Annotated in this window: 19 protein-coding genes; 12 read left to right on the top strand and 7 right to left on the bottom strand. The window is 38.2% G+C overall.

What is annotated here, in order from left to right; all coding sequences use genetic code 11:
* Positions 1–78 precede the first annotated feature (78 nt).
* The 5 genes from RMA95_RS13720 to RMA95_RS13700 all read right to left on the bottom strand — a co-directional run bounded on the left by RMA95_RS13720 (position 79) and on the right by RMA95_RS13700 (position 5,369).
* Positions 79–492 carry a biopolymer transporter ExbD gene (locus tag RMA95_RS13720; RefSeq protein WP_311071315.1) on the bottom strand — a complete coding sequence of 138 codons (414 nt, stop codon included), beginning with the start codon at positions 490–492 and terminating at the stop codon, positions 79–81.
* Between the two features lie 19 nt (positions 493–511).
* Entirely contained in the window at positions 512–934 is a 423-nt protein-coding gene (locus tag RMA95_RS13715) for a biopolymer transporter ExbD (RefSeq protein ID WP_000525862.1), read from the bottom strand.
* A 15-nt stretch (positions 935–949) separates the two neighbouring features.
* Positions 950–1,831 (bottom strand): MotA/TolQ/ExbB proton channel family protein, encoded by an 882-nt coding sequence (locus RMA95_RS13710; protein WP_311071312.1) that lies wholly within the window; start codon positions 1,829–1,831, stop codon positions 950–952.
* A gap of 40 nt (positions 1,832–1,871) precedes the next feature.
* Positions 1,872–2,585 (bottom strand): TonB family protein, encoded by a 714-nt coding sequence (locus RMA95_RS13705; protein ID WP_311071310.1) that lies wholly within the window; start codon positions 2,583–2,585, stop codon positions 1,872–1,874.
* A 111-nt stretch (positions 2,586–2,696) separates the two neighbouring features.
* On the bottom strand, positions 2,697–5,369 hold the full coding sequence (locus RMA95_RS13700; RefSeq protein ID WP_311071308.1) for a TonB-dependent receptor: 2,673 nt from the start codon (positions 5,367–5,369) through the stop codon (positions 2,697–2,699).
* Between the two features lie 777 nt (positions 5,370–6,146).
* Here RMA95_RS13700 and RMA95_RS13690 point away from each other — a divergent pair.
* The 7 genes from RMA95_RS13690 to RMA95_RS13660 all read left to right on the top strand — a co-directional run bounded on the left by RMA95_RS13690 (position 6,147) and on the right by RMA95_RS13660 (position 16,421).
* The gene (locus tag RMA95_RS13690; protein WP_311071306.1) at positions 6,147–7,937 is read left to right on the top strand and encodes an ABC transporter substrate-binding protein; all 1,791 of its coding nucleotides are present in this window, start codon (positions 6,147–6,149) and stop codon (positions 7,935–7,937) included.
* Positions 7,938–7,952: 15 nt separating this feature from the next.
* Positions 7,953–9,776 (top strand): ABC transporter substrate-binding protein, encoded by a 1,824-nt coding sequence (locus RMA95_RS13685; RefSeq protein ID WP_311072283.1) that lies wholly within the window; start codon positions 7,953–7,955, stop codon positions 9,774–9,776.
* On the top strand, positions 9,777–11,810 hold the full coding sequence (locus tag RMA95_RS13680) for a M3 family metallopeptidase (protein ID WP_311071304.1): 2,034 nt from the start codon (positions 9,777–9,779) through the stop codon (positions 11,808–11,810).
* A gap of 12 nt (positions 11,811–11,822) precedes the next feature.
* Complete coding sequence (locus tag RMA95_RS13675; RefSeq protein WP_004709076.1) at positions 11,823–12,761, top strand: ABC transporter permease; 939 nt, start codon at positions 11,823–11,825, stop codon at positions 12,759–12,761.
* Positions 12,762–12,768: 7 nt separating this feature from the next.
* Entirely contained in the window at positions 12,769–13,911 is a 1,143-nt protein-coding gene (locus RMA95_RS13670) for an ABC transporter permease (RefSeq protein WP_311071302.1), read from the top strand.
* Positions 13,912–13,923: 12 nt separating this feature from the next.
* Positions 13,924–15,654, top strand: coding sequence for an ABC transporter ATP-binding protein (locus RMA95_RS13665; protein WP_311071300.1), 1,731 nt, complete (start codon positions 13,924–13,926; stop codon positions 15,652–15,654).
* Positions 15,655–15,761: 107 nt separating this feature from the next.
* Positions 15,762–16,421 carry an SOS response-associated peptidase family protein gene (locus RMA95_RS13660; RefSeq protein ID WP_311072281.1) on the top strand — a complete coding sequence of 220 codons (660 nt, stop codon included), beginning with the start codon at positions 15,762–15,764 and terminating at the stop codon, positions 16,419–16,421.
* Positions 16,422–16,474: 53 nt separating this feature from the next.
* Here the strand turns inward: RMA95_RS13660 and RMA95_RS13655 are convergent, their stop codons facing one another.
* Positions 16,475–16,843 carry a hypothetical protein gene (locus RMA95_RS13655; RefSeq protein ID WP_039251368.1) on the bottom strand — a complete coding sequence of 123 codons (369 nt, stop codon included), beginning with the start codon at positions 16,841–16,843 and terminating at the stop codon, positions 16,475–16,477.
* 305 nt (positions 16,844–17,148) lie between these two features.
* Between RMA95_RS13655 and RMA95_RS13650 the strand changes: the two genes are divergently transcribed.
* Together RMA95_RS13650 and RMA95_RS13645 are read left to right on the top strand one after the other, a co-directional pair.
* Complete coding sequence (locus RMA95_RS13650) at positions 17,149–18,006, top strand: 3'(2'),5'-bisphosphate nucleotidase CysQ (protein ID WP_107973248.1); 858 nt, start codon at positions 17,149–17,151, stop codon at positions 18,004–18,006.
* Between the two features lie 57 nt (positions 18,007–18,063).
* Positions 18,064–18,798 carry a phosphoglycerate mutase family protein gene (locus tag RMA95_RS13645; RefSeq protein WP_311071295.1) on the top strand — a complete coding sequence of 245 codons (735 nt, stop codon included), beginning with the start codon at positions 18,064–18,066 and terminating at the stop codon, positions 18,796–18,798.
* Between the two features lie 57 nt (positions 18,799–18,855).
* On the opposite strand, the gene rpsT is transcribed toward RMA95_RS13645, so the two are convergent.
* A complete protein-coding gene (gene rpsT, locus RMA95_RS13640; protein WP_002117906.1) occupies positions 18,856–19,122 on the bottom strand; it encodes a 30S ribosomal protein S20 in 267 nt (88 codons plus the stop codon).
* Positions 19,123–19,334: 212 nt separating this feature from the next.
* Here rpsT and RMA95_RS13635 point away from each other — a divergent pair, with 212 nt between their 5' ends.
* From RMA95_RS13635 to RMA95_RS13625, 3 genes are read left to right on the top strand one after another with little or no spacing between them, the layout of a single operon-like run.
* Entirely contained in the window at positions 19,335–20,000 is a 666-nt protein-coding gene (locus RMA95_RS13635) for an NAD(P)H-binding protein (protein ID WP_311071292.1), read from the top strand.
* Between the two features lie 12 nt (positions 20,001–20,012).
* The gene (gene rraA / locus RMA95_RS13630; protein ID WP_311071290.1) at positions 20,013–20,519 is read left to right on the top strand and encodes a ribonuclease E activity regulator RraA; all 507 of its coding nucleotides are present in this window, start codon (positions 20,013–20,015) and stop codon (positions 20,517–20,519) included.
* A gap of 24 nt (positions 20,520–20,543) precedes the next feature.
* The gene (locus tag RMA95_RS13625; RefSeq protein WP_311071289.1) at positions 20,544–21,323 is read left to right on the top strand and encodes a glutathione S-transferase N-terminal domain-containing protein; all 780 of its coding nucleotides are present in this window, start codon (positions 20,544–20,546) and stop codon (positions 21,321–21,323) included.
* Positions 21,324–21,430: the final 107 nt, after the last annotated feature.

Below are 21,430 nucleotides of genomic sequence, written 5' to 3'. Positions count from 1 at the left end.
TCGCTTCAAAAAAAAACGCTAACTGAAGATTCAAGTTAGCGCAGGAGTTAATAGAGTTAAATAGATTGAAACGCAATATTAGTTACTGCTCACAATTCCAATTTTAGTGACACCTAAACGCTGTGCTGTAGCCATAACCATTGCTACATTTTTATATTCAGCCATCTGGTCTGGTTTGAGTTTGATCTGGTCTTGATCTTTTTTGGCAACAATACCTTGAAATAATGTCTCTAGAGCCTTGCGGTCAGAAACCTCTTGGTTATTCCAAAATACTTTGCCTGCTGCATCAATTCTTACATCAATCACTTCAGGTGGCTTTTCATTTGTTGGTGGCGGTGTGCCATTTGGCAAATTAATATTAATCGCGTTGTTTGGTGCAGGTATGGTAATAATAAACATAATAATGAGTACCAACATGACATCAATAAGAGGTGTCATGTTGACTTCCAACATTACATCATCGTCATTATTTGAACCGACATTCATACCCATAAGATTCTCCTTAAAGTAATTACGGGGAGGCTGGAGGGGTAGTAACAAAGGCAATTTTGCCAATACCAGCTTGTTTGGTCGTACTAATGACCTGATCTATCGCTTCAAAATGAGTAAGCTGATCTCCTCGAATATGTACCTCCGGCTGCGGTCTTTTTTGTGCCACAGCCTGTAATTTTGCTAACAATATTTCTTTATTAGGTACATAACTTTCGTTCCAGAAAATATCTCCTTTCTTATTTACTGAAAGTTGAATATTTTCAGGTGTAGTTGCGTACGGCGTATTTTTTTCTTCTGGCAGTTTCACCGGAACTGTATGAGTAACTACCGGAATAGTAATAAGAAAAATAATAAGTAAAACCAACATGACATCAACTAGAGGCGTCGTGTTAATTGTTCCAATCATTTCGTCATCATCTTCAGAACCAACACTCATACCCATAATGTTTGCTCCTGATTATTTAATGCTGCGGTTAACTGAATTATTGGTATTAATTTCACCGCTTAATAAAACTGCATGTAAATCTGAACCAAACGAACGGACGTTTTCCATTACTGCTTTATTGCGACGAGTCAACCAGTTGTAACCAAGTACAGCCGGTACTGCGACTGCAAGACCAATAGCTGTCATAATCAGAGCTTCACCAACAGGTCCTGCAACTTTATCAATAGACGCCTGACCTGAAATCCCGATAGCTGTTAACGCGTGATAGATTCCCCAGACTGTTCCGAATAGGCCCACGAAAGGTGCCGTAGAACCTACAGTTGCTAAAAAGGCTAAACCCCCACCTAAATGGTTTTGTACTTTTTCAATTGCACGTTGTATTGAAATGCTCACCCAAGTATTGAAGTCAATACGTTCTAGTAAAGAACCGCCGTGTGACTTAGTTGAGTTAATACCTTTTTCTGCAATAAAACGATATGCACTACTTTGTTCTAGACCATCAGCAGCATTATCTAGAGAAGTAGCCTCCCAAAAACTTTTTTCTGCCTCTTTACCTTGGCGTTTTACTTTTGCTTGTTGTAAGAATTTAGAGACAATGATGTACCACGTACCGATAGACATCAGTACGAGTATAAATAGGGTAGATTTAGCAACTAAATCACCTTCACGCCAAAGAGCTTCCAGACCATAAGGGTTTTTAACAGTTTCACTGCTTGCAGGCTTTGGAGGTGGAGTTGGTGTATTTGCGTTTGAAGTTGCTTCTGTAGTTGCGGTTGCAACAGGAGTATTGCTCGTTTCTTCTGCAAAAACTGTACTTAATGGGAGCAATGAGCATGCTGTGATTAAACTTGCAGAAGCGAAACGTACGAGTGGTTGAGTTGATTTTTTCATCATATTATCTCCAATATTTTTAATTTCTTACTAATTCAATTGTTTATTCAATTACGAATGGATATTCAATTTCATACCAGTCCTGCTGAGGCACGCCATCTTTCATTGCTGGTTTGAACGTACATAAGCTGTAAGCTTTAGTTGCCGCTTTATCTAAGGTTTTGCTACCACTCGATTTTTTCACTTTGGCATCAATCACTTTGCCGGAAGTATCAACTAAAACACGTATGCGCACCGTACCTTGTTCTTCATTCATCAGTGCTTCACGTGGATATTCCGGTTTTTCACAACCTGCGGAACCTTCTGAAACGCCACGAGTCACGCCGGTTGGTTTAGGTGCTGGTGCGGCTGCCGCTGGAGCAGGTGCTGCAACTGGACTTGGCGATGGTGTACTAGGTGCAGCTGGAGCAGGAGTCGCAACTTTAGTTGGCTGAGCTACTGGAGTGGTTTTTTGTACCGGCGTCGCTACTTTCTCAACCTGTTTAGGCGGCTCAGGAACCTTGGCAACCTTTTCGACCATTTTGGGTGGCTCTGGTGGTTTTTCCTTAGGTTTTGGCTCCTCCGGTTTTGGTGGAGGTGGCGGTTTAATATCCTGAATAATTTGTAATTCCACAGGTTTTTCTGCTGGTTTTTGAATATTGTTTGCTAAACCTGACATCAGAATATAGGCAACAAGAAGATGCAGAAAAAGTACTGCGGCAATACCAATAAGGCGTTTGGCAGATTTATTTTCTATGTCTGTAAAAGTCATGCCCATAGTTACTCCTGAAACTGTAGACAAACAATTTTTTAAAATGACTGTTTGGCTAAGAATGAGTATTTGTTCTGCAAACTAACTTTTTGAGGGTTATATTTGCAGAACAACCATTTAGAACTTATATGTACCTCGTACAAAGTAAGTACGTCCTAAAGGATCTGCGTAACGTGGGTCATATCCCATTTGGAAGTTATCAATTACGTTAGAAGCAGGTGGATCTTCATCAAATATATTTTTAATGCCTGCTGTTAACTCTAGGTTTTTAAAGCCTTTGTAGGTCCCTGAAATATTGTAGGTTGTATAGTCACTTACTCTATGGTTTTGATCATTCGCGTTTTGATCTTGATAACCGCGTGAGAAGTTCTGTTGTAGATTTAAAGCCCAGTTCTCATAGTTCCAGTTCAGGTTGGCAGTATGTTTCCAGCGTAAAATAATCGATTGATAATCTAAGCCGCTATATGACCCTGCAACACCTTTCCAGTCACCATCTGGTTCTGCTTGATATTTGTAGTCAGTGATATATGTACCATCAATATTGAAACCAAATCGGCCTGTGGCAGTCATTGGTGAAACCCAACTTAAGCCCACATCAAAACCAGATGTTTTAATACCACCTAAATTTTGTTGTGTAGTAATAATATAATTTAGTGAACCGTCAGCATTACGTACAAATTTGTCTCCATATTTCACAGGATCTGCAAATATAGCTGCTTCGGATAGTGTGGCAATTTGTTTATCTACTTCTATATTGAAGTAATCAAGAGTGAAGGCTAAATTTTTAACAGGTTCAAATACTAAACCTGCTGTAAAAGATTTAGATTCTTCTGGATTTAAACTCTTATTCCCACCGTTTTGACGTTTGAACTGCATATTACAGTCGCGTTCTTGTTTACCACCAGGTTGTACAACTCCTCCAGGACAAAGTGCTGGGTCGTCATATGTTGCACCAGTATTTGTGACAGAGTTCGGGCCATTAACCTCCCAAAGTGTAGGAGCTCTGAAACCTGTACTATAAGTGGTACGGAACATTAACTGTTTAATCGGCTCCCAACGAAGTGCAAATTTTGGATTGAACGTATCACCAAAGTCATTGTAGTCATCATATCGAGCAGCAATTTGAGCTTCTAAAGTTTTGTGCAGTGGAATATGAAATTCGGTAAATACCGATTTGATATTACGATCGCCCTTATTTTCTGGTTCGTCTGGATCAGTACCCGTACTAGGAGCTAGTCGAGCAACATCCGCAACTACCTTTGAAGTCCAATCTTCATAACGATAGCTTGCCCCAACAGCGAACCCAACATCACCTGCTGGTAGTTTGAAAATTGGTCGACTTGCTGTGAAATCAACTGTGGTTGTGTCTAGGTTAGCTTTTAAATATTTGCCCTTAACACCGAGTTGATCCCATACACCAGCATCTTCAGCGTTCTGAGGTCCGAATGGATTTAAGGTGCCATTGTTTAAAGCTTCTTGAGTTTTGTCATAGTTTAAATAGCCACTCAAGATTGCATCGGAGGCACTGCTATGTGCATAGGTAACCCCTGAATTGATATCCCAACCATGTGTTTCACCTTCAATACCCGCAAATATCCGGTGTGATTGATTAATACTATTACTTACACGATTACCAGCTTGTGAACGTAAATAAAGATCGATAGGACCCGATGCTCCAGCAAGAGCAGGGGTTATCCCATTTCCTGGGTAATATTTACTGTTAGGGTCTAGACTTAAATCAAAAAATACGTCTGGTGCGACTGAAGTGGTGACCTCATTTCTTGCATATAAATATTCGGCAATTGCATTAAAATTATCGTTGAGTTTAAAAGTCGCACGGCCCATTACAGAAATGTCTTCTGTTTTTGGAACAATTCCAATAACCGCTTGGCTGTTATATCTACAAGTTTTGCCATCAGGACTGCTGACTAAAGGGTTATCACTACAACCTATAGATGCATAAGGATTGCCTAAACCTGGAACATTGGCAGGGAATGAACCACTACTGGTTTTATTTACACCTAATTCAGGTAATATGCCTCCGCGTCGACTGACTTTACGATCTTGGGCCATGACATCATCACCTTTTCGGTAATCGACAACTCCAAAAACGTTATAGCCATTTTCCTCTAAGTCACCAAAACCGCCGAAAATGCTATAGTCTTGTTGATCTCCACCTTTTTCTTCTGGTTTTTGATATCCAGCGGTTAGGTTAAGACCCGTAAACTGCTTTTTAGTAATGAAGTTGATAACCCCACCGATTGCATCTGTTCCATAAATGGAAGAAGCACCATCACGTAAAACTTCAATACGGTCTAACATGGCGAGTGGAATAATATTTAAGTTTGTCACCCCACTATCGTATGCATTAGCAGCTAATCTACGACCATTCAGCAAAATAAGTGTCTTGTTAGCACCCAAAGCTCTCAGGTTTGCTGCTGACCCCACAGTTTTACTAGCGCCCACATTGCTAGCAGTTACGAAGTTTGATTGGTTTGCACTAATCTTGGCTAAGGCTTCTTCAGTTGATGTTACCCCTTGTTTTAAAATTTCATCAACTTTTACAACAGTAATTGGTGAAGCACTTTGAGCAGCAACGCCTTTGATTGAAGAACCTGTAACGGCAACTTTCACAACTTTTGCTGGTTTATCATCATTACTTGTTTGTTCAGTTTCTGCTGCTTGTGCCATGGTAAGACACATCATGCTTAAACTAAGGGTACTTAATTTAAGTATTGTCTTGCCGATCTTGGGGGTTACCTGAGATCGAACATTGTATTTTTTTTTCATCGTGGACGTGATCCCTTTTTGTTGTAGTTAGCGATATTGCTGGAATGTTTTTAAGCAAAGCAAGTGCCAACTATATATTTTTCTTTTTTTAGTTTATGCAAAATATTGATAAATATTGATTTTATTATGTTTGAGGGCAGTGCCTCTGTTTCTTTTGAAGTTAAATAAAATTTTCCGTTTGGCAAATTTTTTTATATTGGCTAAAAGTTTCAAATTTAGTTGTATAAAAAATATACATTAATGGATACTTCACATACTTAATAAATAAAAATGTATCGTTTTAGAACTTTATTATATGTAATGTTATACTATTTGTTGTAAGATTTTTTTATATAATTTTATTTAATTATCAGTATATTAAGTTAATATTTTCTCTTAAGTATAAATGGATTAATATGATGCATATTGAATCTTTAATGTATTTTTTTTGTGCATTTAAGGTGTTAAATGATTAACATATACAAATATAATATTTGGCAAAAAGTAACTTTTATTTATATAGTTCAAACGGATTTAAGTACCTAATAAAAATATGAATTTCGAATAATCTTAAATATTTTATTATGAATACTCATAGATGGCATGAAATTCGCTTTATATTCAGTAGTTACAAAACTCTGGGTACTTGAATTTATTTTTCCATTTGATCAAATAAAAAGATGATAAAGGAAAGTGAATTCCAAATCCCAAATAGGCCTATCTGCTGAAAAAAGAACTTTTCTTATGCGGATTTAGATGTTACTCAAAAGGTTAATATCTTTTAAAAAAATTAGTTATGTGGATATGAACTTGAAATTAAAAATTTTTAAGCTCGCCATTTTAAGTTTGGCTATTACATCAGTTCCATGTGCTTACGCAATTACGCCAGCACAACCCAATAAGATTTTGCATGTTGCCTATGAAGCACCTGATGACGGTTTTGACATGGTTAAAACCACCAATTTCTATAGTGCAAGTATTGCAGAAGCTATTTTTGAACCTCTACTCAAATACGATTATTTAGCACGTCCACTACAACTAGTTCCTTATACGGCTGAAAGCATGCCGAAGGTTGAGCAAGACGGTAAAGTTTATATATTTAAAATTAAGCCAGGTATTTATTTTACGGATGATCCTGCCTTTAAAGGCAAGCGCCGTGAATTGGTGGCCGAAGATTATGTTTATTCAATTAAACGTATTTTAGACCCTAAAAATAGAGCACCTTCCGTTTCTTTTCTGGATGGAAAATTAGTGGGTGCTGATGCAGTTGTAGCTCAAGCAAAGAAAACTGGAAAGTTTGATTATGCCGCGCCAATTGCAGGGCTTAAAGCGACTGATCGATATACCCTACAGTTTACCTTAACTCGCCAAGATTTTAATTTTCCTTATATTCTTGCCTATATTACGTTTGGTAGCGTTGCTAAAGAGGTTGTTGATTATTACGGTGATCGTATTGGCATGCATCCAGTAGGTACCGGACCGTACATGTTAAGTAAATATGTTCCAAGAAGTAAGGTCGAATTGGTTGCCAATCCTGATTATCGTGGTTTCGTCTGGAATTTTAAGTCAACAGGAACGCCTTGGGACAACCAACTTGTTAAGGAAATGTCTGGAAAGAAAATGCCGCAAGTTGGCAAGGTGGTGGTCAGTATCATTGAAGAACAACAATCAAGATGGTTAGCTTTTCAATCGGGTCAATTAGATTTTGACAAACTTACAGCAGATGCCGTTCCTCAAGCGTTAGATGGAAATCAACTTAAAGCTTCTTTTCAAAAAAGAGGCATTAAACATTTTCCATATAAAGAACCTGAAATGACCTATACCATGATGAATATGCGTGATCCGGTTATTGGTGGTTTTAGTCCAGAAAAAATTGCGCTTCGTCGAGCAATTACTTTGGCCTATGACCAAAAAGAAAGCATAAAACAGGCATATAAAGGTCAGGCAGTGAGAGCAGAAATGTTTATACCTGAAGGTGTAAACGGATATAACCCGAAGTATAAAAGTAGCGTAGGATATAATCCGCGGCTAGCAAATAAACTGCTTGATTATTATGGTTATAAAAAGGGGGCTGATGGCTATCGAACCTTACCAAATGGCAAACCTTTAGTTTTAAAAATTAATAATGAAAATAGCTCAGCATCAGTTATTCATTCTGAACTCTGGAAAAAAAATCTAGACGCGATTGGGATTCGTGCTGACTTTAAAGTAAGTAATTTTGCAGATAACTTAAAAGCCGCAACTCAATGTAAATATATGATGTGGAGCGGGGCATGGATTGCTGACTATCCCGAAGGAGATAATTTTGCACAATTATTATATGGACCAAATGCTGGACAGGGAAACCATGCTTGTTATCAGTCTAAAACATATGATGCTCTTTATACTCAGGCCATTCATTTACCACCGCAACAACGTCTACCATATTATGAAAAGCTTAATCGCCAGATTGAAGCTGACAATCCTTGGATTATTCATGTAACTCGAATTCGTAATTGGTTGATACGACCACAAGTTCAGGGATTTAAACCCCACCCGATGATGAATACAAACTGGCAATATCTTGATATTACCCCTATTAAAAAATAATTTTAGATAAAGATCATCATGACTGAAAATTTAAGACTAAAGCTCAAGCACTGTAGTGTAGGCCTATTATTTGCTGGAATGGCATTAACAGGTGCCACGACTATTTTTGCAAAAAGCCCAGCCGATCCGAATAAAGTTTTACATTATACGTTCCCAACAGCTGAAACAGGTTTCGACCCAGCTTATATCCATGACTTATATTCGGCACATGTAACTACTTCGATATTTGAAACTTTATATACCTATGACTATTTAGCAAGGCCAGCAAAGCTTATTCCCCAAATCGCAACCGCTATGCCAGAAGTGAGTGCAGATGGTCTGACTTATACTATTCACATAAAAAAAGGTATTTATTTTACACCGGACCCTGTTTTTAAAGGTAAACCTAGAGAGTTAACGGCTTACGATTATGCGTACTCTTTTAAGCGTTTATTGGACCCAAATTTACGTTCGCCAAATAGCTGGTTGTTGGAGAACAAAATTGAAGGTATGGATGCTTTAGTACAATCAGCCAGTAAAACAGGAAAGTTTAACTATGATCAAAGTGTGAGTGGTTTACAAACACCTGATAAGTACACCTTGGTTATTCGGTTAGTGAAGCCTGATTATAACTTTCCGTTATTACTGGCACATGACCCTACAGGGGCTGTAGCGCGTGAAGTTATCGAAAAATATAAAGATAAATCTGGCTTTGTTATGGGGCATCCAGTAGGAACAGGACCTTATATGCTCAGTAAGTGGGTGCCTGCTTCGCGTATTGTTTTAAAAGCGAATCCTGATTATCGCGGTTTTACTTGGAACTTTGTAGCCAGTAGTGCTGAGGACCAAGCAATTGTGAAACGCCTCAAAGGTAAACAAATGCCTCAAATCGGCACAATTGATATTCAGGTAATGGAAGAAAACCAGTCACGATGGTTGGCATTCCAGCGTGGTGAAGTTGATATCATTCAACTTGAAGGTCAATTAGTCTCGAAAGCTATTAAAGACGGCAAGTTAAGACCTGAACTTGCAAAAGATGGTGTGCATTTATCGCGTATTGTTGATCCGGAAATTAGTTACAACTATTGGAATCTTAAGAATCCTGTTGTCGGAGGAATGAGTAAAGAAAAAATTGCTTTACGCCGTGCAATTGCAATGTCTCGTTCAATAGATCAAGAAATTAAATTAGTACGTAATAGTGATGCTGAGCGTCTACATTTTCCAGTACCGCCAGGTGTGGTGGGTTCTGATCCGCAATATAGAAGCAGTACCCCATATTCGGTAAAAGCAGCAAACTTACTATTAGATCGATATCACTATAAAAAAGATGCATCAGGATGGCGTACACAACCAAATGGCAAGCCTCTGGTCATTGAATATATGGCGCGTAATGACAGTATTGGTCAGCAAAGCGCTGAGCTTTGGAAAAAGAACTTTGACAGTTTGAATATCCGTATGATGTACAAGCCTATGCTCTTTTCAGACCTCATTCGGGCACAAAAACAGTGTGACGGAATGTTTGGCTCTTCTGCATGGATTGCCGATTATCCAGATGGCGATAATTTTATGCAGAATTTTTATGGCCCCAACACTCATATGACCAACTGGTCTTGCGGTTCAATACCAGAGTTTGATCAATTATACCGTCAGTCTCAACAGATTAAGCCTGGCCCAGAACGCGACGTGATTTATCGAAAAATGACACGTTTGTTAGAAGTGTATATGCCAGTGCAAGTGTTGTATGCACGTTATAGAAATATGTTGGCTCAACCACGAATCATTGGATATAAGAAGCATCCGATTTTACATGCTGAATGGATGTACTTCGATATTGATACAAATACGAAATCTAATCATTAAATGAAAAAAATTGGAGATACGATGAAAAATAACACACTGAAAATGACTACATTATGTATGTTGACGATAGGTATAAGTCAATTTGCATCGGCAGAGACAACACGTGCAACCTTACCATTACTTAAAGCAGAGCAACTCCCAGCATGGTGTGATTCTAATTTAAAAAAAATCCAGCAAGAGATTTCAAACTTTGAAAAAACACCTGTTAAAACTGATGTTGCCGCTGCTCCAATATTAGCAAAGTGGGACAAAATTTTTGCTCATCTTGAAGATTTTTCAGGACCTGTCGGTTTATATAGTAATGTAGATCCAGATGCGAAATTACGTAAGGCAGCCGAAGATTGCGAAATTAAAATTAATCAGTTACATACCGATATATTTCAAAATTCAAAATTATATAACGTAATTAAAAATACAAAAGCGACTGATCCGATAGATAAAAAATACCGTCAGGATATTTTGGATCAGTTTGAAGACACAGGGGTTCAATTAGAACCAGCCAAACGTGCAAGAATGAAAGCGATTCTTGATGAATTGACTAAACTCGAACAAGAATATAGCCGTAATATTCGTGATAACCCTGAAAAACTTGAATTTACGCCTGAAGAGATGAAAGGTCTGCCAGAAAGTTATATTTCAGGGTTAAAGAAAAATGCCAATGGTAACTATCTATTAGGTTTTGAGTATCCTGAATATCGTCCATTTATGGAACTGGCAGATAATGATGATGCCCGAAAAAGATATCAAATCGCCTTTACACGACGTGGTACTGAACAAAACTTAAAATTACTCAAACAAGCAATAGATTTGCGTTATGAACTGGCGCAGTTATTTGGAAAAGCAAGTTATGCAGATTGGGCGTTAAAGGATCGTATGGCAAAAACGCCCGAAGCTGTAAATCAGTTTTTGGCAGAAGTACAAAAAACGGTGGCACCACTTGAGCGCAAAGAAGTAGAAGAGCTCCGTGCATTTAAAGCACAAACTTTAAAAACACCATTAGATAAAACCGAGATAACACGTTGGAGTGAAGCTTACTGGAGTGAGAAACTGCGTAAGAGCAAATATCAAATTGATCAGGAAAAGCTTCGTGATTATTTCCCGACTTTAGCGGCACAAAAATGGTTATTTGCAATTTCATCTGACCTTTATGGCATTGATTTTAAACCTGTCAAAGTGAAAGCATGGCAAAGCGAAGTTGAGTATTACGATGTAGTCGATAAAAAGACAGGAAAGCTTCTCGGTGCTCTATATATGGATAAATTCCCTCGTGAAGGGAAATATGGTCATGCTGCCGTTTGGGGAGTATATGGTGGAAGTACTTTAACTAACCGCTTACCCGTGTCAGTACTTGTCACAAACTTTAACCGTAAAGGTTTAAATAGTGACGAGTTAGAAACTTTTGTTCATGAATTTGGTCATGCCTTACATGGCATTTTATCTAATACCCGTTATGCAAGTCAGTCTGGAACTTCTGTAGAGCGTGATTTCGTAGAAGCGCCATCTCAAATGTATGAAGAGTGGGCACGCCGTAAGGAAACTTTGTCTAAAGTAGCTGATTATTGTGATCCAGCATGTCCACGAGTTGATGATGAATTAATTGCCCGTTTAAAAGCAGTACATAACTATGGGCGCGGTTTACGTTATGCACGTCAAACGCTTTATGCGCAGTACGATATGGCACTTCATACGGCTGATGCCTTAAAAGTAAAACCCTTAGAAACTTGGCAAAAAATGGAAGCGGCTACAGCTTTAGGATATGTGCCAACAACAGAGTTTCCTGGACAGTTTGGACACTTAATGGGTGGCTATCAAGCGGGTTATTACGGTTATATGTGGTCTGAGGTTTTAGCTCTCGATATGCTTTCTGCTTATGGTGACAACCTAAATAACCCACAAGTCGGGCAACGTTACCGTCAAACCATTTTGTCACAAGGTAGCCAAAAACCGGCAGCTGAGTTGGTTAAAGATTTCCTTGGTCGTGATCCTGACAATAAAGCATTCTTTAATGAAATTACCGGACAACGGGTTAAATAAGGAATTATCACTATGCTGGCATATGTTATTCGGCGGTTATGGCAGATGATTCCAACCATGTTGGGAGTAGTACTGTTTATCTTTATTCTTTTTAACTGGGTCGGTGGAGATCCAGCTTATATTTTGGCAGGTAAGATGTCTAATCCTGAGCAGATTGAAAACATTCGTAAGCAGCTAGGTGTCGATCAGCCTTATTACGTTCAGCTCTGGATTTTTATTAAGCAGATTCTCACTTTTGACTATGGTGCAAGTTGGAGTACGGGGGAACCGGTTTCACAAATTATTTTAACCCGCTTGGGGCCTTCACTAACGCTTTTAATTCCACTCACTATTTTACAAACCGTTATCTCAATTGGCTTGGCATTGGCTGTGTCGGCTGTACGTGGCTCTTTAACAGATCGTATGGTCATGATGTTATGTACTATTGGCATGTCGATTAGTATCTTGGTTTATATTATTGTTTTTCAATATGTTCTGGCTTATCAGTTAAGTTGGTTCCCAGTGCAGGGCTGGAGCGATAATTTTACCGATAATTTATTTAAGTTCGCCTTACTTCCAATTTTAATTATGTTGGTGGTGAGTATTGCACCTACTTTACGTTTATACCGTAGTTTTGTGCTTGATGAAATTAACCAAGATTATGTTAGAACGGCACGGGCTAAAGGTGTAGGGGAAAGCCGAATTTTAGGTGTGCATGTTTTACGTAATGCCTCAATTCCTATTATTACCGATGTGATGGCGACTTTGCCTGCGTTGCTCATAGGTGCATTTTTAATTGAACGTTTTTTTGGTATTCCCGGTATTGGTCGAGAAGTAATTATCGCAGTTGAGCGAAGTGATTTTCCTGTGATTAAAGCAATTACAGTCTACATTGCAGCTGCAACCATGATTTTTAACTTGATTGCCGATTTAGTCTACAAAGTGGTTGATCCACGTGTACAGTTGAAGTAGGTGGGTTATGCTAAGTGTTCTATCAAAAAGAAAATTACAAACCCAGACAGCGCCTGCTTCAGCGGGTTTATGGCGTCTTGCAATGCGTCGCCTTCGGGCTGACAAAATTGCAATTGCATCACTCATTGTTGTGCTGTTCTATCTGGTCGTATTACTACTATCATTTACGGGAGTGATTGCATCGGACTGGAATAAAGAAGTTGCTGTCAGTTATGCACCTCCTACATTTATAGGTGCAGATAAAACAAATGAAGCTTTGCAAAAGACAGCTGCTGTAGATGAAGAGTTACCGGAAAATCCAGTCGATCCTTTAAAAGATGTCATTCACCAACTCAAGGCTGAAATTAAACAAGAAAAGACCTCTGGAAGTGCAATTGATTATTATGGTGTAGTTGATCCGTTAGCAGATGATATGAAAGCAATTGATCAGCAACTAGGTGGACATTTACTCGATCAGCAAAGTGAACTTAAAAGTACGCTTATATTTGGAGCTGACAAATGGGGACAAGATGTCCTTAAAAAGACCATTAAAGGTGCCGAAACCTCAATTATTGTAGGGCTAGTTTCTGCATTACTCGCAGTGACCTTAGGCACATTATTAGGGGCAATTTCAGGTTACTTTGGTGGTTGGGTAGATGACATCCTTAACTGGTTTTATAACATTTTTACTTCCATTCCATATTTATTATTAGTTCTTGCGATAGCTGCCGTACTTCAACAAAAGGGCATTTTATCTATTGTTCTAATTTTAGGTTTAACGGGCTGGACAGGTGTTTACCGTTTAATTCGTGCTGAGTATATGAAACATACCTCACGTGAATATGTTCTGGCTGCCAAGGCAATTGGTGTTGGACATTTTCGCCGTATGTTCATTCATATTTTTCCTAATGTCAGCCATATTGCTTTGGTTCAAATGTCAATTTTGGTGGTTTCTTTTATTAAATCGGAAGTTATTTTGAGCTTCTTAGGCTTCGGTGTACCTGTCGGCGTAGTGTCTTGGGGCAGTATGTTAAATGAGGCGCAAAGTGAACTTCTTTTAGGAAAATGGTGGCAGCTTGTCGCAGCCTCTGTCGCAATGGCTGTTTTGGTTACGGCATTTTCAATGTTTACTGATGCACTGCGTGATGCATTAGATCCAAAACTAAAATAAGAGGAAAACCTAATGTCAGAACAACAAAAAAGTGTCCCTTTACTCCACATTGAAAACTTACGTGTAAGCTTTAAAGGTGAAGACAAGCAGTATATCGAAACTGTTAAAGGAATCTCCTTTAATATTCCAGCAAATACCACTGTCGCTTTAGTTGGTGAGTCGGGTAGCGGCAAGTCAGTTACTTCTTTGGCAACTATGGGCTTACTACCTGTAGGTCAAAGTAAAATTGACGAAAAAAGTAAGATTGTTTTTGAAGGTCAAGACTTACTCAGCTTATCCCGTAAGGATATGAGAAAAATCTGTGGTAAAGATATTGCCATGATTTTTCAGGAACCAATGTCATCATTAAATCCCGTTTTTACGGTAGGTAATCAAATCGCAGAAGTGTTGTGTTTACACATGGGTATGAGTCGTAAACAGGCCCGTCAACGTGTTTTAGAGTTACTTAAAGAGGTCGGGATACCTTCACCAGAAACTAAGATTGATGCTTATCCTAACGAGCTGTCTGGTGGTCAACAGCAACGTGTCATGATTGCAATGGCGATTGCTTGTGAACCTAAGTTACTGATAGCCGATGAACCGACTACGGCACTTGATGTCACCATTCAAAAACAAATTATTGATCTGCTTGAATCATTGCGCCAGCGTCGTCAAATGTCGATGCTCTTTATTACGCATGATTTGGCTTTAGTGGGTGAAATTGCAGATCAAGTCATTGTGATGCGTCATGGTGAAATTAGAGAGCAGGGACTTACAGAACAAGTTCTAGAGCAACCTGAAGATGTATATACCCGAGCGTTGCTTTACTGTCGTCCTCAAATGTCCCAGCGACCTTATCGTTTGCCTGTGACCAGCGATTTTATGCGTCAAGAAGACAATGTATTAGTCGAGCAAAGCTTTGATGTTTCAGAAATTCCACAGCGTAAACGCGGTTTAAATGGCGATGAGCAAATTATTTTAGAAGTAAAAGATCTGAAAAAAAGCTTTTATAGCCGTAAAGGGTTATTTGGCAAGGAAGAGTTTCAAGCAGTAAAAGGTGTTTCTTTCAAACTGGCAAAAGGTAAAACACTTGGTCTGGTGGGAGAGTCAGGCTCAGGTAAAACTACTGTGGGACTTTTGCTCATGCGTTTACATGAAGCAACAGGTGGTGAAGCTTTCATTGAGGGTAAAGATATTCTTTCATTAACTGAAAAAGAGTTTGCTAAATATCAGCGGAAGATTCAGATCATCTTTCAGAACCCATATGCTTCGCTTAACCCACGCTTTACCATCGGGCAGATTTTATTAGAGCCTATGCAAATTCATAACATTGGTAAAGATGATGCGGAGCGTAAACAAATTGCACTTGGGTTACTTGAACGAGTGAATTTACCTGAACAAGCTTACTATCGTTATCCACATGAGTTCTCGGGTGGGCAACGCCAACGTATTGCTATTGCACGCTGTTTAACGCTAAAGCCTGAAATTTTAATTTGTGATGAGTCTGTTTCGGCACTCGATGTTTCAGTTCAGGCACAAGTACTTAACTTATTACAGGACTTACAAGATGAGTTTGGACTAAGTTATATCTTTATTTCACATGACTTATCGGTTGTGAAATATATCTCGGATCAAGTCATGGTCATGAATCATGGTGAGGTTGTTGAAATTGCCAATTCGGATGAGCTCTACGCGCATCCTCAACATGACTACACTAAGCGACTATTGCAGGCGATTCCACAAGGTATTCAACACGTTTCATAAGCGTAAAGTTATGTCGTTAAGGGCACTTTCGAGTGCCTTTTCATTTGGTTTATGTGGTAAATGCTTATAAAATGAGAGAAGTAAAAGTACAGTGTTTTATTCTTGCTATGTGTGCCAACTTTAAACCTTTAACGCTTGCCCAATTACAGCAACTTCAGTTGCCTGTGGTCGGCTTTAGCTATGCCGATGAGGTTTATCCTGCTGGCACAACGCCGCTATTATTCAAATCACCGCAAGGTCTTGAATGGCGTGAAGTCATGTTTGGATTAGTTCCCAAATGGGCGGAAGATACAAACATAGCAAAACATACTTATAATGCGCGTCACGAAACAATTTTCCAAAAACCGAGTTTTCAAGAAGCAGCACTTAAATGTAAGTTCGGCGTAATTCCCGTGACGGAGTTTTATGAAAGTAAATATATAAATGATAAACCTGAGCGATGGGCTGTACGCCGTAAAGATGGAGAGGCATTTTTCATTGCAGCAATCTATGAAATTTGCAAAATGAATGAAACCATTGTTCGTTCTGCAAGTATGTTAACCATGGACGCGATTGACCATCCTATGATGAAAGACTTTCACGAACCGGGCGATGTCAAAAGATCAGTCATTGTGATTCCACATGACCGTTTAGATGAATGGTTAAGTTTAGAAACACCAGATATTTCGAGTTTTGTTGAAGGTTTTCCTGTTGAGGAGTTTGAATGTTTACATGTTCCCAAAGAGAAAATTATAAAACCAACACCTCAATTAAGTATATTTGAATAGCAATAGTGGGGCTAGGTTATTGGCTTAATTGTTAAGTCAACAACCCTTTATACTTAGTCAATATTCTTACTTAAAGTTTGTACCTGATCATCATGTGCTAGATAAGCCAATTCAATTGGTGAAATTACAAAAGTTGAGTTATCTGAGGTTTGTTTAAATACAAAGCCATATTCAAACGATTGAGTATTTTTACTTGGTAACCAAAATAAATAAGGGCAACCTGTATAGCTACCGTCCCAACCCATTTCTTTAGCCAAAGCCAAAGCGGTATCTGACTTAGCAATAATTTCTTTAAGTGATTCTTTGTCTCTTTGAGACACATCACCATCATCGTCTGCAAATGTTTGTAAAAACTCGTTTAATGGGGTTAAGTCTTCCCAGTTATTTTCAATTGTTGAGAAATGATATCCATATAGCATCATATTTTAGTCTTCCGTTTTGTTATTGTACTATTGAACATAACAAGAAATGCTTGAAAATGAAATGTTTGAATTTATGTTAAGTTGTTTATTTTTCATAAGTTAGAATAGAATTTATATACAAAAATTAATGTTATTTTCTTTTGAATATAAGTACTTTACTGATTCAAAATTTAAAGCAAAGCTTATGAAAAAATTGTAATGATTCAATTAAAAAGAATGTATTTTTAAGGATACTAGACTCTTGTTGAATACTGAATTTGTCATAATTCACTTATAATGAAAAGGAAAGTAAATAGAGCTTATTTATGTTTATAACAACAACTCGTCCCAATGATGCCTTAATTGAACAGCTGCTACCAATCTTGGAAGAGGCTAGTCAGATTTTATTACAAGAATATCAAAACTATTCAGCAGGATATGAGTTTAATATTCAAGAAAAACATGATGATTCACCTGTAACTCAGGCAGATTTAAAGGTAAATCAATTTTTATTAAAACATCTTGCAGAAATTACACCAGAGTTACCTGTCTTATCAGAAGAAAGTGACTATAGCGCTCGCCATGACTGGTTTTCTTGCTGGATGCTAGATCCGCTTGATGGCACCAAAGAGTTTATACATGAACGGGATGAGTTCACGATAAACTTGAGTTTGATTGAAGGGCGCGAAACTATCTTCTCTGTAATCGTTGTACCTTGTGAACAGGTTGTTTATTTGGGTTATTTAAAAGAGTTGCCTTTTAAATATAGCTTTAGCCAACAACAATGGTACCAATATCAAAAAGAGCCTTATTCAACACAAGCACCTGTACAAATTGGTTTAAGCCACAGTAGTAAAAATCCGAAATATCATAAATTTATTGAACCGATTGAAAAAAACCGTACCGTAATTCGACGTGAAGCGGGCAGTGCTTATAAGTTTTGCATGATGTTAGAGGGTGAGATTGATATTTACCCTAGATTTCATCCTACCTCTGAATGGGATACCAGCTCAGGTCAGGGATTATTAGAGAGTATAGGTGGGGGGTTACTCACCTTAAAAGGTAAACCCTTTGAATATAACCAGCGTGATACTGTATTAAACGGGGGCTTTATCGCATTTCGTGATCAACAAAGCAAAAAAATAGCATTTGAAGCTTTGGCTCAATCGGGTGTTTTGGATTGAGAGTTATGCCAGACATGTTATAGTGACAAAGTATTGAAAAAAAGATGACACGATAAAATGGCACTCGATTTATTGCCTAAAAGCATGTTTGAAGCAATTGATTTATTGCCAGATGCTTCAACCCCTGTAACCCTTTTTACACGGCACTCGCTGAGAGAGTTGGTCGATGGGCAAGGCTTGGCAGGATACGATTTGCAACTTACTCCTCAAGGGCGTGAGCTAGCGCAGGCATGGGGAAGCTATTTAATTAAAAATACGGACCGTGTGATTCAACACTGTATATCTAGTCCAATCCAACGTTGTGTAGATACTGCTGCGCTTATGATTGAGGGTGCAGACGGTGTAAGTCCTGAGCCTAATACGCATACGATTGAAATTGTTGAGCAAGGCTTATTGGTAGAGCCGGGAAGTTTTGTACTCGATATTCAACAGGCTGCTCCTTATTTTCGTAAACAAGGAGCACTCGGGTTTATTAATAGTTTTGTGAATAATGCTTTGCCAGGCATGAAACATCCAATTACTGGTGTTTTAGATGTGTTAGAACTGATTTATCGAACTCATCCTAAAACAAAAAGTGGGCTAAGTTTAGCTGTAAGTCATGACACGATTATTGCAGCCATAGTTGCCGTAATTTCAGGTAATAATCAAATACAAAAGGCAGATTGGCCAGAAATGATGGAAGGTCTATTTGTATGGTTTGAAGGGGATGAATTTCCAAATTGTAAATTGAAATGGATTTGGAGAGGCGAAGCTTACGAGTTAGATGTATCTAAATTTCATAAAGTAGAGTAATTATAAAATTATAGGCAATAAAAAAAGCCCTTTTGGGCTTTTTTTACATACTTCAAATTAGTTAGCTAACGCTTTAACTTGAGCATTTAAACGGCTCTTATGACGAGCAGCTTTATTTTTGTGGATGATGCCTTTATCAGCCATGCGGTCGATTACAGGAACAGCTTTTTTATAAGCTTCTGTAGCAACTGCATAATCACCACCAGCGATTGCACTTAAAGTACGCTTGATGTAAGTACGAACCATAGAACGCAAGCTTGCGTTGTGTTTACGCGCTGTTACGTTTTGGCGCGCACGTTTTTTAGCTTGAGCAGAGTTTGCCACTCTTGCACTCCTTGAAAATAAGTTGGTCTGGGCGGGCTGTGGTCAATCCAGTAAACTGGTGTAACCATCACCAGCCCGTAAACAAGTGCCATATTGTGATGAATCAATACCGTGAAGTCAAGCCTTGCGAGCATTTTAAGCCGTTTTAGGGGCTGCTAAAACCGTAAGAAAAGGTTAAATTTGATACAAACTTAAAGAGGGTTGAATAAAAAATGACTATAAGCACGAAAAAAGCAATTGTAGTAGGTGCTACAGGACTCGTTGGATTAGCTCTAGTTGAAGAGCTTGAACAAACACCAGAATTTGAAGCAATTACGGTTGTTGTTAGAAAAGAATCACAACTACTTAATACATATAAAAAAGTTACTCAGTTGGTGATTGAGGATTTTTTATTGCTCAATGATGAAGACGTAAATGATCATACTCACGCATTTAGCTGCTTAGGTACAACTTTAAAAATAGCAGGTTCAAAACAAGGTTTCTATGCAGTGGACTACGAGATAAATGCCCACTTTGCAGACTTAGTTCAAGATAAACATATTCATTTTTTAATTGTGAGTGCACTTGGAGCAAATGCAAATTCACCAATTTTCTACAATAAGGTCAAAGGGCAGTTAGAAGACTATATTGAGAGTTTAGGTATCGAAAAACTATCTATTTTCAGACCATCTTTATTGATTGGTAAGCGTAGCGATGTGCGTTTTATGGAAGATTTGGGGCAAAGTCTTTTTAAATTTATTGAAAATAAATGGAATAAACCGTTCAAATATAAACCTGTTACAGCTGAGCAATTGGCTCATACGATGGTCGTAGCGGCGCTAACGCAAATTGAAGCATTTAAACGATATGATAATCTCAGCATACAACAAATTCGATAAGGGAGAATAAAAGTGTCTACAGTACCATTTGTGACATGTGATTTATTGGATGATAACCCAGAAAAAGATTTACAAGTGGTCATACCATCAATGGATGGTAAGTTCTTTAAAAGTTATGGTGCGCGTCAAACCTTTGGCGGACAGGTTGTAACTGTAAAGTGCTTTGAAGATAACTCACGTGTAAAAGAGTTATTAGCAACAGATGGTACAGGGAAGGTGTTGGTTGTGGATGGTGGTGCTTCGATGCGCTGCGCACTGATGGGAGATATGATTGCTGAATCGGCAGTTAAAAATAACTGGAATGGTGTGGTTATTTATGGCTGTGTACGCGATGTTGATGCACTTGCAACTTTAGATTTGGGTGTACATGCATTGGCTGCAATTCCACAAAAAAGTAATCGTAAGGGCATTGGTGAAGTTGATATTCCTTTGTATTTTGGTGGAGTCACAATTCAATCTGGTGATTTTATTTATGCAGATAATAATGGAATTGTGATTGCTAAGGAAAAATTAGTTTAGATCCACAATATAAAGGAACGTGTAATGGTGAATCATCAAATTAAGGTGCTACAAGCAGTAGCATCCGCAATTGCTCAAGGTGGTAGAGGGGTTACAGGTACAGCATTTCCTAATCAGCCTGTTAAAGCTCTAAAACTTTATGAATTTGAAGGTTCGCCATTTTGTCGACGTGTTCGTGAAGTGATTACACTATTAAATTTGGATGTCGAAATTTATCCATGTCCGAAAGGTGGAACGAAATACCGTTCTATTGTCAAAGAAATGGGTGGCAAGTTACAATTTCCTTTTTTTATTGATGAAAATACAGGCGATAAGCTATACGAATCACAAGATATTATTCATCACTTATTTAAACACTATGGTAATACAGGACAAACGCCTCAGAAGTTTTCAAATTATCCAAAAAGACCATATCTGGCATTTGCTGGAACGTTGTTAAACGGTGCTCGTGGAGTATGGATTAATAAAAAAATAGTAAATAGAGCTGCGCCTGAGCAAAAACTTGAACTATGGAGTTTTGAAGCAAGCCCATATTCGAGAGTAGTAAGAAGTCTACTATGTGAGCTTGAAATTCCTTATATTTTGCACAATGTGGCAAAAGAACGATGGCAAGATATGGGACCTGCTATTCTTCGCTTAAAACCGGGTAAATATATACCCTTAAAAGATGGAAAAAGAGAAAAGTTGTTGCCGATTATGCAAGGTAAAATGCAAGTACCTTATCTAGTCGACCCAAATACGGGAGTGAAGATGTTTGAATCTGCTCAAATTGTAAAATATTTAAAAAAGCAGTATGGCAGCTAAGATCATTTAGAAAACTTAAAAGGGATTGAGCAAATTCAGTCTCTTTTTAAGACATGAGTACAATAAGAAATCGTACGATAAAAACATGAATATGCTAAATTACTACA

It is taken from the genome of Acinetobacter sp. V110_1 (assembly GCF_031798975.1).
In the GTDB taxonomy this organism is placed as follows: Bacteria; Pseudomonadota; Gammaproteobacteria; order Pseudomonadales; family Moraxellaceae; genus Acinetobacter; species Acinetobacter nosocomialis_A.
The sequence above is the reverse complement of the archived record's forward strand: the minus strand, read 5'-3'. Positions and strand labels throughout refer to the sequence as shown.

What these genes read in the sequence shown, in the direction of transcription:
- RMA95_RS13680 (WP_311071304.1), top strand. Translation starts at nt 9,777, where the DNA reads ATGAAAAAAATTGGAGATACGATGAAAAATAACACACTGAAAATGACT.
- RMA95_RS13660 (WP_311072281.1), top strand. Translation starts at nt 15,762, where the DNA reads ATGTGTGCCAACTTTAAACCTTTAACGCTTGCCCAATTACAGCAACTT.
- RMA95_RS13720 (WP_311071315.1), bottom strand. Translation starts at nt 492, where the DNA reads ATGGGTATGAATGTCGGTTCAAATAATGACGATGATGTAATGTTGGAA.
- RMA95_RS13705 (WP_311071310.1), bottom strand. Translation starts at nt 2,585, where the DNA reads ATGGGCATGACTTTTACAGACATAGAAAATAAATCTGCCAAACGCCTT.
- RMA95_RS13700 (WP_311071308.1), bottom strand. Translation starts at nt 5,369, where the DNA reads ATGAAAAAAAAATACAATGTTCGATCTCAGGTAACCCCCAAGATCGGC.
- RMA95_RS13650 (WP_107973248.1), top strand. Translation starts at nt 17,149, where the DNA reads ATGTTTATAACAACAACTCGTCCCAATGATGCCTTAATTGAACAGCTG.
- RMA95_RS13655 (WP_039251368.1), bottom strand. Translation starts at nt 16,843, where the DNA reads ATGATGCTATATGGATATCATTTCTCAACAATTGAAAATAACTGGGAA.
- RMA95_RS13710 (WP_311071312.1), bottom strand. Translation starts at nt 1,831, where the DNA reads ATGATGAAAAAATCAACTCAACCACTCGTACGTTTCGCTTCTGCAAGT.
- RMA95_RS13625 (WP_311071289.1), top strand. Translation starts at nt 20,544, where the DNA reads ATGGTGAATCATCAAATTAAGGTGCTACAAGCAGTAGCATCCGCAATT.
- RMA95_RS13645 (WP_311071295.1), top strand. Translation starts at nt 18,064, where the DNA reads ATGGCACTCGATTTATTGCCTAAAAGCATGTTTGAAGCAATTGATTTA.
- RMA95_RS13670 (WP_311071302.1), top strand. Translation starts at nt 12,769, where the DNA reads ATGCTAAGTGTTCTATCAAAAAGAAAATTACAAACCCAGACAGCGCCT.
- RMA95_RS13675 (WP_004709076.1), top strand. Translation starts at nt 11,823, where the DNA reads ATGCTGGCATATGTTATTCGGCGGTTATGGCAGATGATTCCAACCATG.
- RMA95_RS13665 (WP_311071300.1), top strand. Translation starts at nt 13,924, where the DNA reads ATGTCAGAACAACAAAAAAGTGTCCCTTTACTCCACATTGAAAACTTA.
- RMA95_RS13715 (WP_000525862.1), bottom strand. Translation starts at nt 934, where the DNA reads ATGGGTATGAGTGTTGGTTCTGAAGATGATGACGAAATGATTGGAACA.
- RMA95_RS13635 (WP_311071292.1), top strand. Translation starts at nt 19,335, where the DNA reads ATGACTATAAGCACGAAAAAAGCAATTGTAGTAGGTGCTACAGGACTC.